Consider the following 14,547-nt stretch of genomic DNA (forward strand, 5'->3'; position numbering starts at 1 on the left):
TTACAAGACCCGACAAGCCGGTTCTCAACGATCTGGCCAGAGAAATCGCCAGAGAAATGGAGCGGATCAGCTACTCGCGCTATGAAGGGCACGATACCGATCATTACGATTCCTTCCCCATTTTAAAGTCGGATGACATCAACGCCGTTCTGCTTCAGGTCGGCTACATTACCAATCCGCAGGATTATGAACGCATGAGCGATACCAAGTTCCAGACGCGAATCGCCCAGGCCATTACGCAGGCCTTCCTCGATACCGTCGACTGACCTATTCAATGACATCCTCAGACCATACGCCGCAGGGAAAACGGGATTTTTGGAAATCCCTTTCCCTGCGGCTTTTTTTACGAAAATCTGCCTTATGTACAAAAGAAAATCAGAAAGGATGAACAACGCATCAAAAAGTACTTAAAATGAAAAACAGCAGAAATTCCCTGGCTGAGAAAAAAGAAAACGCAAACCGGTATTCTGTGCACGGTCTGCATTCTGTATAATCAGCATTCGGATCCTGAAATCAATTCTGCGCAAAACAAATTCCCCCGCAAAACGGACCGGCTGCCCAGTTTAGACAGCCCGTCCGTTTCAGGAAAAGAGCAGATAGAAAGGCAGTTATGGACGAAAAAACGATCTATCAGGGACCCATTTTCTCGCTGATCAAAACCGGCATGCTCCTCAATGGAAAAGAAGTCGAACGCGATGTGATCCGTCACGTCGGCGGTGCCGCCGTTGTCGCATTAAAAGACAGCCAGATTCTTCTGGTCCGGCAGCATCGCGCCGGATCCGGAGAGGTCATGATCGAAATTCCCGCTGGCATGATCGATCCGGGCGAAACACCCGAACAGACGGCCATGCGCGAACTTAACGAAGAAACCGGCTATGTCTGCGATCCTCTGGAAAAGCTCTGTTCCTTTTATCCGACCCCCGGCTACGACAGCGAAAAGCTGCACGTCTATCTCGGACAGAACGCCAGAGCGGCCAGAAACCGGCTGGATCCGGATGAAAACGAGGAAATTCATCTGTTCTGGATGGATTTCGATAAAGCGCTGGAAATGGTTATAAATGGGGAAATCGATGATGCCAAAACCATCATCGGCATTCTTTTAACGGAAAGAAAACGGACAAAACGCTGACCTCACAATCGCTGCAGGCTGAGGCAGCCTGTTCTTTTTCCCAAGGCAATATAGAAATCAGACAAGAAAGATTAAGAAAAGAGAGAACAAGAGAGGAGAACCCTGTTTGGAAAACTTTATTTTCATCTCCCCCAACTACCCGGAAAGCTACTGGATGTTCTGCCGGGGCCTGAAAGAAATGGGCGCTCGCGTTCTTGGCATTATCGATACGGACTACGATTCGCTCAAGCCGGAACTCAAGGCGTACATGGACGAGTGCTATCGCGTCTCTTCCTTTCACAACTATTCGGAAGTGTACAAAGGCGTCGCCTATTTCGCCTGCAAGTACGGCAAGCCCGACTGGATCGAATCCAACAACGAAGCCTGGCTCGATCTGGACGCAAGACTGCGCGACGATTTCAACGTGAAATCCGGCTTCAGTCTGGCACAGGTTGAAGAATTCCAGTCCAAGGCCGCCATGAAGGCGTATTACGAAAAAGCCGGCATCCCTACGGCGCCCTACATCCTGCCGACTTCCTATGAAGAAGCGGTCGGCTTTGCTGAGGTACACGGGTACAATCTGGTTTTAAAACCGGATCATGGCGTCGGCGCCAGCTATACCTGGCACATCCATAATCCGGAAGAGCTCGAACGCTACTGGCAGGAAGCCGAACATCTGTCGATGCAGATGATTCTCGAGCAGTTTGTCGCCGGCAATGTTACAACCCTTGACGGTCTGGCCGACAAGAACGGAAAGATCCGCTTTCTTTGCGGCATGTCCTACGTTTCCAACTGCATGGACTCCGTTCAGAATCACGATTCGATCGGAACGTACTACAACTTTGCTATTCCCGCAGAACGCGCCGCAATCGCGCAGAGCGTGATCGACGCCTTCGGCATTAAGAGCCGCTTTTTCCACGGCGAATACTTTGAACTGACCGAAGATCAGCCGGGCCTTGGAAAGAAGGGCGATCTCTGCGCGCTGGAAATGAACTTCCGACCGCCAGGCGGCTTCTGTCCGGATCTGATCAACTATTCGTTCGATCAGGATATTTACCGTCTGTGGGCGCAGGTCACTTTAGGCTCTTCGATTGAGATGGACCTTACCGCGCCGTATTCGGCCGGTTTTGTCGGCCGTCGTACTGGCGTAAACTATCTCAATTCGGTAGAAATGTTAATGAGCAAGTACGCCAGCGAACTGATTGGCGTAGAAGTTCTTCCGCCTGCGTTTGCGAGCGCAATGGGTGACGTAACGATCAAAGCGCGTTTTACTACCCCTGAAAGGCGAAATGAGTTCTTCATCGACTCCTTTGCGAAAAACGATTAACCGACATGATTATTAAATACGATCTTTATTCCAGCAGTCTCGAGCGCGATGTGACTATTCACATGTATTTGCCCGATGACTACATGAACAGTCACAAAACTTATCCGGTCCTTTACATGTTTGACGGACACAATCTCTTCTTCGACGAAGATGCGACCTACGGCCGCTCGTGGCGGCTGCTCAACCATCTGTACGCCCTTGAAGAGGACATTATTGTCGTTGGGATCGAATGCAGTCACGAAGGCAATGAGCGGCTTTCCGAATACGCGCCCTTCGATTTTTATGATGCTGAATTTGGCGGAGGCATTGACGGAAAAGGCGATGCGACGATGGACTTCATTCTCCATACGCTCAAGCCCTACGTCGACCATCACTTCCCTGCCCGCAAGGATCGCCGGCACACATGGATCGGCGGCTCGTCCTGCGGCGGCCTGATGGCAATTTACGCCCTGTGCACCTGCTCGTCCGTTTTCTCCAAAGCCGTGGCTCTGTCCCCGTACGTTCTGCCCTGCGATTCGAGTCTTCTCTATTGTGCCGATCAGGTTTACATTCACTCGCCGAGTTCTCTCTATCTTTCCTGGGGTGCACGAGAAGGCAATACCGCGCATGAGTTCGTCGGAGAAACGGCCTGCCTGACGGAACTGGCCAACATTCTGCTTTCCAAAGGCGTCAGGATGGAATTTCATGTCAAACCTCTGGGCGAACACGATGAGGCGGAATGGGAAAGTCTGGCGGATTCCTTTCTGAGGTTTCTGGTTTCATGAACCGCAAGCCAGTAATCCGTCATCTGCCCGATTTTGACGGACGGACCATCGTCATTTCCGATCTGCACGGAAACGACACCCTCTTTACACGACTGCTCGAAAAATGCTCGTACAAACCGGGAGAAGACCGGCTGATTCTCCTTGGCGATCTCGTAGAAAAAGGAACACAGAATCTCGACATTCTGCATCACATCATGGAACTGTCCAAGTATCCGGAAGTGTATGCGATCATGGGAAACTGCGATTTTGTAGCCAAAAACGTTTTGTATTCCTATCGTCTGGACTATTTGCGAAAGGTCTTAACCAACCGAAAAGAATCGCTGATTCACGAAATGGCCGCAAAGCTGAATCTTGGTCCGTTTGAAGACGTACAGGATATGAATTCGTGGGCGGCCACGATTCGAAAAGGCTTTTTAGAGGAGCTTTCCTTTCTGAACGATCTGCCGCATGTGCTTATTACCCCGACGTACATTTTTGCCCATTCCGGCATCGAAAACGAAGAGACGATCGCGGACGATTTCCGCTATGTCATGACCCGCTATCACTTTGAGGAAGAAGATCATCACTTTTCCCATATCGTCGTGGTCGGTCATATGCCGGTCAGCGAATACTGTCATCGACGCGCCGATTTTTCTGTACGCCTCGAATATCAGAAAAACATTATTTCCATCGACGGCGGCAACGCAGTGAAAATTGCCGGACAGCTCAACGCTTTAATCATCAGCCGCAACTATATGGAAACCGTCAGCGACGATCTGCTCGACCGGGTCAAAGCCGTACGGACGACCCGTCCGAAAAACTTTGCGCCGTATTATGTCACATGGGCGGATTCCGAGCTGCAGATTCTAGAAAAACGCGAGAAGCAGTCGCTTGTCTATTCCCCGGGAGCGCACCGCCGCTTCTGGATCGACAATGAATTTCTCGTCGACGGCAAAGGCAGCAATTTCACCAACTACGAAATGCCGCTCAATGCCGGCGAAACCGTTCATCTCGTCAACGTCTGGGGTCATAAGGCGCAGATCAAGAAAAACAGCATTCTCGGCTGGACGGACATTTCCAACCTGGAACTGAGCGAAGAGCAGAAAGCCAGACCACTCGATCTCAGCTGAACTTGTCTATAAACAGTCAAAAGCCGCTTCGACGCGTTTCGAAGCGGCTTTTCACGTTCTTTGGACGGCTACTTGGCAAGTGGTATTGCATGGAGTAAATCAGTTGTCGGAATTGGAGGAAGAGTCTTTGAATTCAGGAATCTTATATTGGGATGTCTGAAAATCCTCTTCCCGAAAATGCCTTTCTTTTGCATTGGAGACATTTTGATCCAGTTCATTTTCCGGAATCACAGGGCAGCATGGGTTTGATCCGCCCGCGTCCTTCGACTTTTCGTCGTCTATAAGAGCTGCAGCCGATTTGCGTACATTCGTCTTTGGACGAATTCCCTGACCGGCCAGCTGCTGCTGGACGCGCATAAGCTTTTCATGCGTTTTTTTCACCTGTCGCTTGGAATAGAAGAAAAAGCGGGTGAGTGTGGAAACGACCAGAATGCCCATCGCCAGCATTCCCGATATGGATAGCATGGAGATCAGCTTGGTAATGCCCGTCGCGATTTCTCCGGTCGCAAACTGCACCATCATTTCGTACGCGGTTCCTCCAGGAACGAGCGGAATGAGAGCGGGAGCCGTAAAGGTCGTCACCGTCGTCCGACATTTGCGCGCGAAAATTTCACCGAGTGTGCCGATCACCATGGCTGCCATGAAATTGGCCAGACCTTCCGGCCATTTCAGAGAAGAAAGAGCAATATAGACCACACCGCCTGCAGCGCCCGTTAAAGCGGCCAGCAGAAGATTTTTCGAGCGGACGTTGAACAGGACGCCAAAGCCCATTGTGGCCAGTCCGGCGCCCAGGAAGCCTTCCCAGAGGCATTTGACAAACAGTTCGTTCATATCAGTGCCTCCATCACGTACAGACCGATCAGAACGCCGATGGCGATGGCGCAGGCGATCAGTACGGCCTGCATCAAAATGACGACGGCGCTGAGCGGTTCATCCATAACCGAGTCGCGCAGCGCGTTGGTAATCATCAGACCCGGTACCAGCAGCATGATCGAAGAGATGATCATAATATCCTGCGACGCTTCCGGAACTAGGCAATGAAACAGTACCGCCAGAATCGCGGTCAGAAAGGCGAGAAACATGTTTACGAAATAGCTGTTGATGTGGATCTTTTCGCAGACGACGGAAAAGAAGCGAACGATCAGACCGATCAGAAAAACAAAGCCCAGCTCATAAAATCCGCCGCCAAAAAACAGGGAGAAGCCCGCGGCGCCAATCGCGCCCCACAGCGCTTTCCAGCCTGACGAATAATCGGGAAGATGTTCAATCGCTTCGATTTTTTCGAGAAGCTGATCGCACGTATAGTGATGCGATTCGGCTTTTCGGCTCAGTTCATTGACCGCACTGACCACCAGCAGATTTCGAGACGTGTCGTGAATGCGGGCCATTCGCGTAACAGTCTGTCCGCCCATTTCCACCGAGCAGATAATTCCCGTAACCATGACGTAGCTTTCGCTGCTGTCGACGCCGGGAATCGAATTGCCAAGACGGTTCATCGTCTCTTCCACGCGGTACACCTCGGCACCCGAAGACATGAGCAGAACCCCGGCTTTCAGGACGCAGTTCGCGCTTTTTTCCGCCTGATTCAGCCAGTTTTCCCACTCTCTCCACTCTCGTATTTCTTTCATCGCCATCACCCGCTCCTATCTTTTCATGCCAGGTCCTTCGCGGGCGGTTTTACGCCCGTCGGAAAAAGAAGATTCTTCTACGATAGCCGATTGAACGTTCGGCTTCAACCGGGATTCCCTGGCGTTCAAAAGGCTGCGGGTCCGAGAGCGAAAATCGTATACGCAGCCGGATCCGCAGCCGCAGGGTGCGGCTTTTCCGTACAATCTGTATCAACGTAAACGAGATCCTGCACATATGGAAAAAGCCGTACAGAAGCAAAAGCTTCCATACGGCCAGATGAACTTGCGATATGAATTGATAATCAGATGAGCAATACCTTACTTCGATAAAGTCGGCTTAAAGGCTTTTTTCAGGCGTTTCTTCCTGCGCTTCGGCAGCCAGAACGGCTTCGTCATTGCGGCGGGAGCGGCTCATGGCCAGTTCATGATACTGGCAGAGCGTTTTGACATCGTTCTGCGAGGTATGCCAGCTGGTGACCAGACGAATAACTACGTTGTCATCCCAGTATGTCCAGATTTCAAAATCGACTTTATCGCGCAGATAGTCAAACTGATAACGGTTGAGTACAAGGAAAATCTGGTTCGTCGTCGTCTTCATGAACAGCGGATAGCCCAGTTCAATGGCACGGTTCTGAATTTCCGCACCCAGCTTATTGGCGTAGCCCGCGTTCTTGTAAAAAGCGTCGTTTTCAAACAGACCGATAAACTGCATGCCGATCAGCCAGCCCTTGGCTAAAATGGCTCCGGACTGCTTGGCTACGTAGCGGAAATACGGACGCAGATCCGGATTGACGACAACGACCGCTTCTCCAAAAAGCGCACCGTTCTTCGTTCCGCCAATCGAGAAAATATCGACCCATTTGGCGATATCGTTCAAAGAGTAGTCAATGCCGCTCATCAGTGCGGCGCCGAGTCTAGCCCCGTCCATCATCAGATACAGACCCATTTTCTTGCAGACAGCACTCAGCGCTTCGAGCTCCTGTCTTGTATAGACGGTACCGAGTTCCGTCGCGTTGGAAATGTAGACCAGTCTTGGTTCAATCAGATAGTTTGGATCCTTGCGCATGCGCTCAACGGTCTTTTCCAGAACCGAGGCGGTCATTTTTCCATTGGAATTTGGAACAGAAATAATTTTGTGACCAATCGCTTCAATCGCGCCGGCTTCGTGTTCAATGATGTGTCCGGTATCGACCGAAAGTACGGCTTCCCAGTCGCGAAGAACGCGGCGAATCATGACAATGTTGGTCAGCGTACCCGAAACGACGAAATGAATATCGGAAGGTACGTCTGGCAGTTTGGACTGAATCAGTTCGGCTGCCTTTTTGGAATAAGAATCGGTGCCGTATCCAGGGTTGGATTCGTCGTTGGCCTGTTTAAGCAGGTCAAGAATAGGCTCTATGCAGCCTTCACCGTAATCGTTTCGAAAAAATAACATAAGTCCCCTCTTTTTCCCATTGGTATTCAGCTAAAAAATTGCTGTGATGTCAGTCAAATTATAACGGCAAACCGCCGTATGCCGACATGATTTTCCGAATTTCCCCTTACGAAATCGGATTCTAAGAATTGTACGATTTAAATGGACATCCATTTGGATGAATCTTTATGCAAAAACCATCGTTCGTCCGACATATCATGGGTGCAGACAAAAGAAATGGCCAGATCTGTTCGATGTCGATCTGGCCATCTGCTTTCCTTTTGAAAATCGGTCCGATTTTTCGCTGCGAATAATTTCTTCTGGCTTCCTGCCTGTTTTCCTGCTGTCCTCTTTTATTTCAGGAGCGCCATGGAATTGGCCGGCAGAGTCAGAATGTTGTTTTCAAGCGTAACGGGAGAAGTGCCCGTCAGCAGTTCCCCGCCCAGTTCCGCAGGCAGGCTGTTGATCTTTACGGAAGAAAGATCCACCGTCGCCTCTTTGGAAGAGAGGTTGAAGACCAGAACCGCTTCCGAGTTGGACTGGCGCTTGTCGAGAACGAGAACCTGATCAGTGGACAGATCCTGCAGACACGTTGTGGTGCCTTCGGAAATGGCGAGCCAGGAGTTTCTCAGCTTAATCGCCTGCTGTACGAAATTGAGAATCGAGTTTCCGTCCGCTTTCTGCTCGGAAAGCGAGCCGAATTCGAGATCGATTTCCTGTCCTTTGGTTTCGGAATCGGTGTTTTCTTCTTCGTCTTCTTTCGGCATTTCAATAGCGTCAACAATCAGATCGGTCTGTTCACTGGTCAGGCCGAGTTCATCGCCGGAAAGGATAAAGATCTGCCCGCTGGTCATAATCTGCAAAGCCAGCGCCATTTTATACTGCGGCAGGCGGCTGCTCACTTTGAGCAGATCGAGAGAATTCTGGTCGGAATTGATAAAGGAAGCGTTCATTCCGTTGGACTGGTTACCCGCCGACTCGAGCCACAGACCAAGATCCTTGGCTGGAATCGCACCGGTTACGGCTTTGCCGATCATGCCCTGTGCGCCTTCCCCTTCTTTGCAGGCACTGTAGGCGGGGATCGGCGCAAGCGCATCGTTCCAGTTTGTATACGAATAAACGACTTTGGCGTTCGGGTTCATTTCCTGTACGCTTTCGCTCATCCAGGTCATGAATTCCGCGCCCTGTTCCTGGTTTTCACCGAATACGGCATCAAAATCAGGAATGTAGAACCCACTGACACCAAGATTGATCAGATGGCGCAGTCCGGTCTGCAGCTGTACACGGACATTGATATTGCCCATGTTGAGTTTTGGAATGGATGTCTGCGGCAGAGAACGGTAATAGTAGGCCGTTGTTCCAATCTGGGTCCAGCCGTCCTGTCCGCCGTGGTCCTTTTCAATAAAGAACATGTCGAAAAGATCCGGGTTCAGACTGAAGAGATCTTCATGATCCGGGTTCTGATTCACAAGATCGCACATGGCTTTAAAATCCGCATTTTCCTGCGAAATATAGCCGATTTCCAGAGAAACCATAACCGGAAGGTTCAGACTTGCTCCGCGATTGCAAAGCGAAGAGAGATCGTCATCGATTCCCAGATTGGGATCGATCGTCACAAAATCCTTTGGCGCGTTCTGGTCGTCGACCGCAAAGAGATTGGTCAGCAGAATTCCGCTCATGTTCAGATCGTTAGTCGTCTCCATGTCGCCGTCCGACAAGTATTCGATATCGGTAAGAATGCTGGAAATGGTTCCGGCCGCCCCGGTCGCCCGGTCTGTAAACAGCGCCGGATTCACCTGATACCAAAGGCGCATGTCGCTTTCGGAATTTACGATATTTTTCGAGTTGACCGTATCCATTACGCTGAGGGCGGTCACCTTTGGTTCTTCTTTCGTTTGATTCGAGCAGCCTGCCGCACTGATGAGAAGTGCCGTAGAAAGGGCCGCCATTAAAAACTTTTTCATGAAAGTCCCCCTGGTCTGAAGGCCGTAAACAAGATGGAATGGATCTTTCCGGATCCAGTTGTTAAAAGCGATCGTCTTTTTTGTTTGAGGCCTCATATTTGAACAGACAAAATTGAATGTGATTTACAAGTACTGGTAATTCTTTATAAAGCACCCGCAAAAGCAAGGCAAGCGGGTGGTCTCTTCCTAACATATATGGAATAAAAACAGGATTCCAAAAGCTCTGACCAGAATCTGTGCGCCGTTTTGCAGAACGATGGCTTGTCGAAACGCGCTGATCCTTTGAACTTCGGATATTTTCATTATACCTGATGTTCTTAAAGAATCATGAATCACTCCGTTTGCGTATAAGGGACATATCCTCAATTCTGTTTAGAAAATCCGGACAGTTATTTAGAAATGCGACAATATTCGATCGAATGCCGATGTATTCCCGATTTTTGCCGAAGAGTTTTCTTTTCCCTTCCCGCTTCTGTAAGGGCATTCTTATTGGGCGTTTACAGACACCTTCCTCTGTTCAGATCCCTAATTTAGCCAAATCCATAAAGCAAGTTTTCAAAGCATTTCGCTCCCTGACTTACTCGAATTCCGGGGCTTCGGCATACGTGAAACCTTTCGAAATCCTATGCCGATTGTCTGGGACTTATTTTTACAGACAGGAAAGATGCTTGAAAACGCGCACAGAAAAACGCGTAACCAAAGTCCTGCACTCCACCACACAAAAAACCTCTGGATTGTTTTCAAAATCCAGAGGTTCGTTTTTTCATAAAGATTGGGTTAGGTAAGGCTTATTTCACCATGCCCATGGGCTCATCCTTGAAGATGCGCTCATCCATGAGCTTGAGATCTTCCGCGATCGCCGGTTTGAATTCCATCTGATCGAGAATATCTTTCTGCAGGTCAACGCCAGGAGCGATTTCGACGAGGGTGAATACGCCGTCCTTCAATTCAAATACGGCACGTTCAGTAACGTAAAGAACTTTCTGTCCGGCTTTCTTTGCAAATTCAGAAGAGAACGTAACCTGTTCTACGCTGTCCTTGAATTTCTTGATGCGTCCTTCGTTGACAATTTCCAGCTTGCCGTCGCCAATTTTTTCTTTCAGACCGCCGGCAGTGAATGTACCGCAGAAGACAACGACCGGAGTGGACTGGGTGATGTTAATGAATCCGCCGCAGCCCGCGATTCTTGGACCAAAACGGGAAACGTTGATGTTTCCGGTTTGTCGCATTCCGCCAGACCGAGGAAAGCCTGATCGAGTCCGCCGCCGTCATAGAAGTCAAACATGGCTGGCGAATCGATGGTGCATTCCGGGTTGGTGCAGGCGCCAAAGCCTACGCCGCTGGCTGGTACGCCGCCGATGTTTCCGGCTTCGACGGTCATTTTCAGACCAGGGAGGCCTTCTTCGTTGGCGACATTGGCGATGCCTTCCGGAATACCGATACCCAGGTTCACGATCGCGTTTGGCGTAAGTTCCATTGCCGCACGACGGCTGATAACTTTACGCGCGTTCAGCGGCATGGGTTCCAGGGCATCCAGAGGACGCTTGATCTGTCCGGAGAATTCCGGTTTATACGGATCAAGATAGCTCTGCCAGTGGTTTGCCGGAGTGCCTTTTACGATGTAGTCCACCAGAATTCCAGGTACTTTGACATCTTTTGGATTGAGCGTTCCGTTCGCTACTACGTCTTCGACCTGAGCGATGACGATACCGCCGGTATTTTTAACGGCTTCAGCCATAGCCAGCGCTTCCAGGAAGGCAGCTTCTTTTTCCATGGTCATATTACCGTTTTCATCCGCATAAGTTCCGCGAATGACACCGACATTGATCTTCTTGAACGATTTGTAGCGGAGATATTCTTCTCCGTCGATAACCATCAGTTCAACGAGATCGTCCTTGGTGACATCGTTCATTTTGCCGCCCTGCAGACGCGGGTCGACAAACGTGTTCAGACCGATTTTGGTAATTACGCCTGGACGGTTGCCGGCGATTTCACGAAGAAGCTGTGCCAGCGTACCGATCGGCAGGTTCCAGGCCTGAACCTTATTTTCCGTAACGAGTTTCTGCAGGGCAGGAACCAGGTTCCAGTGTCCGCCGACGATGGAACGAAGCAGTCCATCGTGTGCCAGATGGTTCATGCCCAGCGCGTCGGTTCCGTCACCGACGTTTGTCGGGAAAAGAAGATCAAGATCTCTTGGATGCCCGGTTTCGAGGAAGCGTTTTTCAATGGCATACGTTACTTCCTGCGGATGGCACATGCCAATAAATCCGCTCATGACAATGCGGTCGCCGTCTTTAACGAGATCCGCTGCCTGAGCTGGAGTAATAACTTTCGACATTGAATGTCCTCCTGACTACTTGTTCTGGAACTGTTTGTCTTTGACTTTGTTAAGGAAGCAGTCCATGCCGTATTTCTGGTCTTCGGTTGCGAAGCATCCGGAGAATTTTTCTACTTCGGTCTGGATGCCTTCATCCATCGTTTCGTTGAGACCTTCGTTGATCGCTGCTTTAGACGCAGCAACGGCTTTTGGAGCGTTTTTCGCGATGCCGTTTGCCATCTTCATAGCAGCTGCCATGAGTTCTTCGGCTGGATATACAGCGTTTACCAGACCAATTTCGAGGGCTTTCGGCGCTTTGATGTTACGAGCGGTGTAGATGATTTCCTTAGCGATGCCGACAGGAACGATGCGAGCCAGACGCTGGGTTCCGCCAAAGCCCGGAGTGATGCCCAGGCCGACTTCCGGCTGACCAAATACAGCGGTATCAGCAGCAAGACGGATGTCGCAGGCCATAGCCAGCTCGTTTCCGCCGCCGAGTGCGAAGCCGTTAACGGCAGCGATCACTGGTTTTTCCATGGTTTCGATCATGCGGAAGACTTTGTTTCCGAAGGCGCCGTATTCAGCAGCTTCTTCTACGGTTTTGTCTTTCATTTCGGCGATGTCTGCGCCGGCAACGAACGATTTGTTTCCAGCACCGGTAATAACAACGGCACGGATTTCGTCATCGTTTTTAACGTCGTTTACTGCAGCTTCGAGATCCTGCAGAACTTCAGTGGAAAGAGCATTGAGCGCTTTCGGGTTATTGATGGTGATCAGAGCAACGTTTCCGTTTTTCTCGAGAAGTACTTTATCCATGATTGATCCTTTCTTCACGGCTCAGTATTCGAAAACAGGACAGTCTGAAAACAGATCCATACCTGTGAAACCGTCTGCAAAAATTTGAAAGAGAAAAACTGCGCGGCTTCAGGCCGAATAATTTGAGCGAGTATATGGTTTACGGTAAAATTTGAACCCTGTAATGCGGGGATTACAGAGAAAGAAAAGGTAAAGAAAGGGGGAAACGAACGTCTCCCCCTTTGATGACAAAGCGCTTATTTCTTGTAGTTGTAGAAGCCTTCGCCGGTTTTGCGGCCAAGTTTGCCAGCGCGAACCATCTTCTTGAGAAGAGTTGTCGGACGGTACTTGGGATCGCCGGTTTCGTCATAGAGAACGTTCATGATAGCCAGAACGACATCCAGACCGATCAGGTCGCCAAGAGCCAGAGGTCCCATGGGGTGGTTGGCACCAAGCTGCATAGCGGTATCGATATCTTCAACAGAAGCGAGGCCTTCCTGAAGAATGCCGGTAGCTTCATTGATCATCGGGATCAGAATGCGGTTAACAACGAATCCAGGTCCTTCTTTAACTTCAACCGGTGTTTTGCCAATTTCTTTGGCTGTAGCGATAACTTCGTCTTTTACTTCTTCTGGAGTGTTGGCGCCAGAGATAACTTCTACGAGTTTCATGCGGTCAGCCGGGTTGAAGAAATGCATGCCGATTACCGGATGCTTGATTCCGTTAGCGATTTCTGTGATGGACAGAGAAGAAGTGTTCGTAGCGAAGATGGCATCGTCTTTAACGATTTCATCGAGCTTTGAGAATACGTCTTTTTTCAGAGCCATCTGTTCGAGAGCAGCTTCAACAATCAGATCGCAGTCAGCGAGATCTTCGTAAACGCCGGCAGCCAGGTTGGCTTTTGCAGCTTCAGCAGCTTCCGGAGTGATTTTGCCTTTGGCAACGAGTTTGTCCTTGCCAGCGCAGATTTTGTTGATGCCGTTTTCGGCCCATTCTTTTTTAACGTCAACGACGGTAACTTTATTGCCGGCAGATGCAAATGCGTTTGCAATGCCCTGGCCCATGGTTCCAGCGCCGACTACACCAATTTTTTTCATGTTTTTTACTCTCCTTGATCAGGGACGGTCATCGATCGCCGTCCGATAATGAGAACAAAGACGACAGGCTCCCAGGCCATAACGGCCGGGGAGTTTCTGTGTCTGAAATTTCTGAGGGTACGGATGATCCGAAAAGATGAATCCGTACGTCATATAAAGAGCGAAGCAGATCCATGCGGTACGAACGTACCGTATGGAGAAGAGAAAGGTTTATTACTTCGCAGCTTTGATCGCTTTGATTTCTTCAATCAGAACCGGCAGAACGGATTCAACGGTTCCAACATAGCCCTGGTTGGCAATTTTGAAGATTTCTGCTTCCGGGTCACGGTTGATCGCGATGATGTAATCGGATTTTTCCATGCCCGCTACATGCTGAACGGCACCGGAGATACCGCAGGCAATGTAAAGGTTAGGACGAACGGTTTTACCAGTCTGACCAACCTGTCTTTCTTTAGCCAGGAAGCCGTCTTCAACAGCAGCACGGGTTCCGGCAACTTCACCGCCGAGCAGTTTTGCGAGTTCTTCGCAAAGAGGCAGAGCGCCTTCAGCACCACGGCCAACGCCAACGAGGATATCGCATTTGGTGATATCTACACCGGCAGCTTCTTTTGGTTCGATGCCTTCTACAACAACTGCAGCTTCTGTGTCGTTCCATTCTGGAGTGAATTCAACGACTTCGCCCTTGCGGGAAGTATCTGGTTTTGCCATGTCGAATACTTTCGGACGGATGGTCGCCATCTGCGGACGGGTATTCGGGCAAACGATTGTACCGAACAGGTTACCGCCGAATGTAGGACGGGTAACGAGCAGGAGAGCGTCATCATCCGGGATCTGACGAGCAGCAGCGCCGCCGCCGAGGGTGATGTTCTTTCCAATTTCAATACCGGTAGCGTCAGCGGTCAGACCTGCGTTGATACGTGCAGCAACACGCGGTGCAAGGTCGCGGCCGAGAACGGTAGCGCCGGTCAGCAGAGACGAAGGTTTGAATTTTTCAATAACCTGAGTCAGAGCGTCTGTGTAGAAC

12 protein-coding genes and 1 pseudogene are annotated in these 14,547 nt (G+C 50.1%); 5 read left to right on the forward strand and 8 right to left on the reverse strand.

The window, feature by feature from the left end; translation table 11 throughout:
- The 5 genes from ACLUYS_RS06420 to ACLUYS_RS06440 all read left to right on the forward strand — a co-directional run.
- A partial coding sequence (locus ACLUYS_RS06420; RefSeq protein WP_412659415.1) for an N-acetylmuramoyl-L-alanine amidase occupies nucleotides 1-266 on the forward strand: 266 nt, incomplete at its 5' end.
- 344 nt (nucleotides 267-610) lie between these two features.
- A complete protein-coding gene (locus ACLUYS_RS06425; RefSeq protein ID WP_230267383.1) occupies nucleotides 611-1,129 on the forward strand; it encodes an NUDIX hydrolase in 519 nt (172 codons plus the stop codon).
- Between the two features lie 106 nt (nucleotides 1,130-1,235).
- Nucleotides 1,236-2,435: an ATP-grasp domain-containing protein gene (locus ACLUYS_RS06430; protein WP_230267381.1), complete on the forward strand. Its 1,200-nt coding sequence runs from the start codon at nucleotides 1,236-1,238 to the stop codon at nucleotides 2,433-2,435.
- Nucleotides 2,436-2,440: 5 nt separating this feature from the next.
- On the forward strand, nucleotides 2,441-3,199 hold the full coding sequence (locus ACLUYS_RS06435; RefSeq protein WP_230267380.1) for an alpha/beta hydrolase: 759 nt from the start codon (nucleotides 2,441-2,443) through the stop codon (nucleotides 3,197-3,199).
- A complete protein-coding gene (locus tag ACLUYS_RS06440) occupies nucleotides 3,196-4,308 on the forward strand; it encodes a metallophosphoesterase (protein ID WP_288338876.1) in 1,113 nt (370 codons plus the stop codon). The genes ACLUYS_RS06435 and ACLUYS_RS06440 overlap by 4 nt, the downstream gene beginning before the upstream one ends.
- A 99-nt stretch (nucleotides 4,309-4,407) precedes the next feature.
- Here the strand turns inward: ACLUYS_RS06440 and ACLUYS_RS06445 are convergent, their stop codons facing one another.
- The 8 genes and pseudogenes from ACLUYS_RS06445 to ACLUYS_RS06480 form a co-directional block, all read right to left on the reverse strand.
- On the reverse strand, nucleotides 4,408-5,139 hold the full coding sequence (locus ACLUYS_RS06445; protein ID WP_412659416.1) for a threonine/serine exporter family protein: 732 nt from the start codon (nucleotides 5,137-5,139) through the stop codon (nucleotides 4,408-4,410).
- Entirely contained in the window at nucleotides 5,136-5,942 is an 807-nt protein-coding gene (locus tag ACLUYS_RS06450) for a threonine/serine exporter family protein (RefSeq protein WP_230267374.1), read from the reverse strand. The genes ACLUYS_RS06445 and ACLUYS_RS06450 overlap by 4 nt, the downstream gene beginning before the upstream one ends.
- A gap of 331 nt (nucleotides 5,943-6,273) precedes the next feature.
- Nucleotides 6,274-7,371 (reverse strand): threonine aldolase family protein, encoded by a 1,098-nt coding sequence (locus ACLUYS_RS06455; protein WP_412659417.1) that lies wholly within the window; start codon nucleotides 7,369-7,371, stop codon nucleotides 6,274-6,276.
- Nucleotides 7,372-7,703: 332 nt separating this feature from the next.
- On the reverse strand, nucleotides 7,704-9,314 hold the full coding sequence (locus ACLUYS_RS06460; RefSeq protein ID WP_412659418.1) for an alpha-amylase family glycosyl hydrolase: 1,611 nt from the start codon (nucleotides 9,312-9,314) through the stop codon (nucleotides 7,704-7,706).
- A 788-nt stretch (nucleotides 9,315-10,102) separates the two neighbouring features.
- A pseudogene (locus tag ACLUYS_RS06465) lies at nucleotides 10,103-11,652 on the reverse strand (acyl CoA:acetate/3-ketoacid CoA transferase).
- Between the two features lie 15 nt (nucleotides 11,653-11,667).
- Nucleotides 11,668-12,447, reverse strand: a complete 780-nt coding sequence (locus ACLUYS_RS06470) for an enoyl-CoA hydratase-related protein (RefSeq protein WP_230267899.1) — start codon at nucleotides 12,445-12,447, stop codon at nucleotides 11,668-11,670.
- A 236-nt stretch (nucleotides 12,448-12,683) separates the two neighbouring features.
- Nucleotides 12,684-13,523: a 3-hydroxyacyl-CoA dehydrogenase NAD-binding domain-containing protein gene (locus ACLUYS_RS06475; RefSeq protein ID WP_230267898.1), complete on the reverse strand. Its 840-nt coding sequence runs from the start codon at nucleotides 13,521-13,523 to the stop codon at nucleotides 12,684-12,686.
- A 213-nt stretch (nucleotides 13,524-13,736) separates the two neighbouring features.
- Nucleotides 13,737-14,547, reverse strand: an 811-nt coding sequence (locus tag ACLUYS_RS06480; RefSeq protein ID WP_412659419.1) for an electron transfer flavoprotein subunit alpha/FixB family protein, incomplete at its 5' end; no start/stop codon positions are given.

Source organism: Allobaculum sp., from assembly GCF_047010065.1.
GTDB lineage: Bacteria > Bacillota_I > Bacilli_A > Erysipelotrichales > Erysipelotrichaceae > Allobaculum > Allobaculum fili.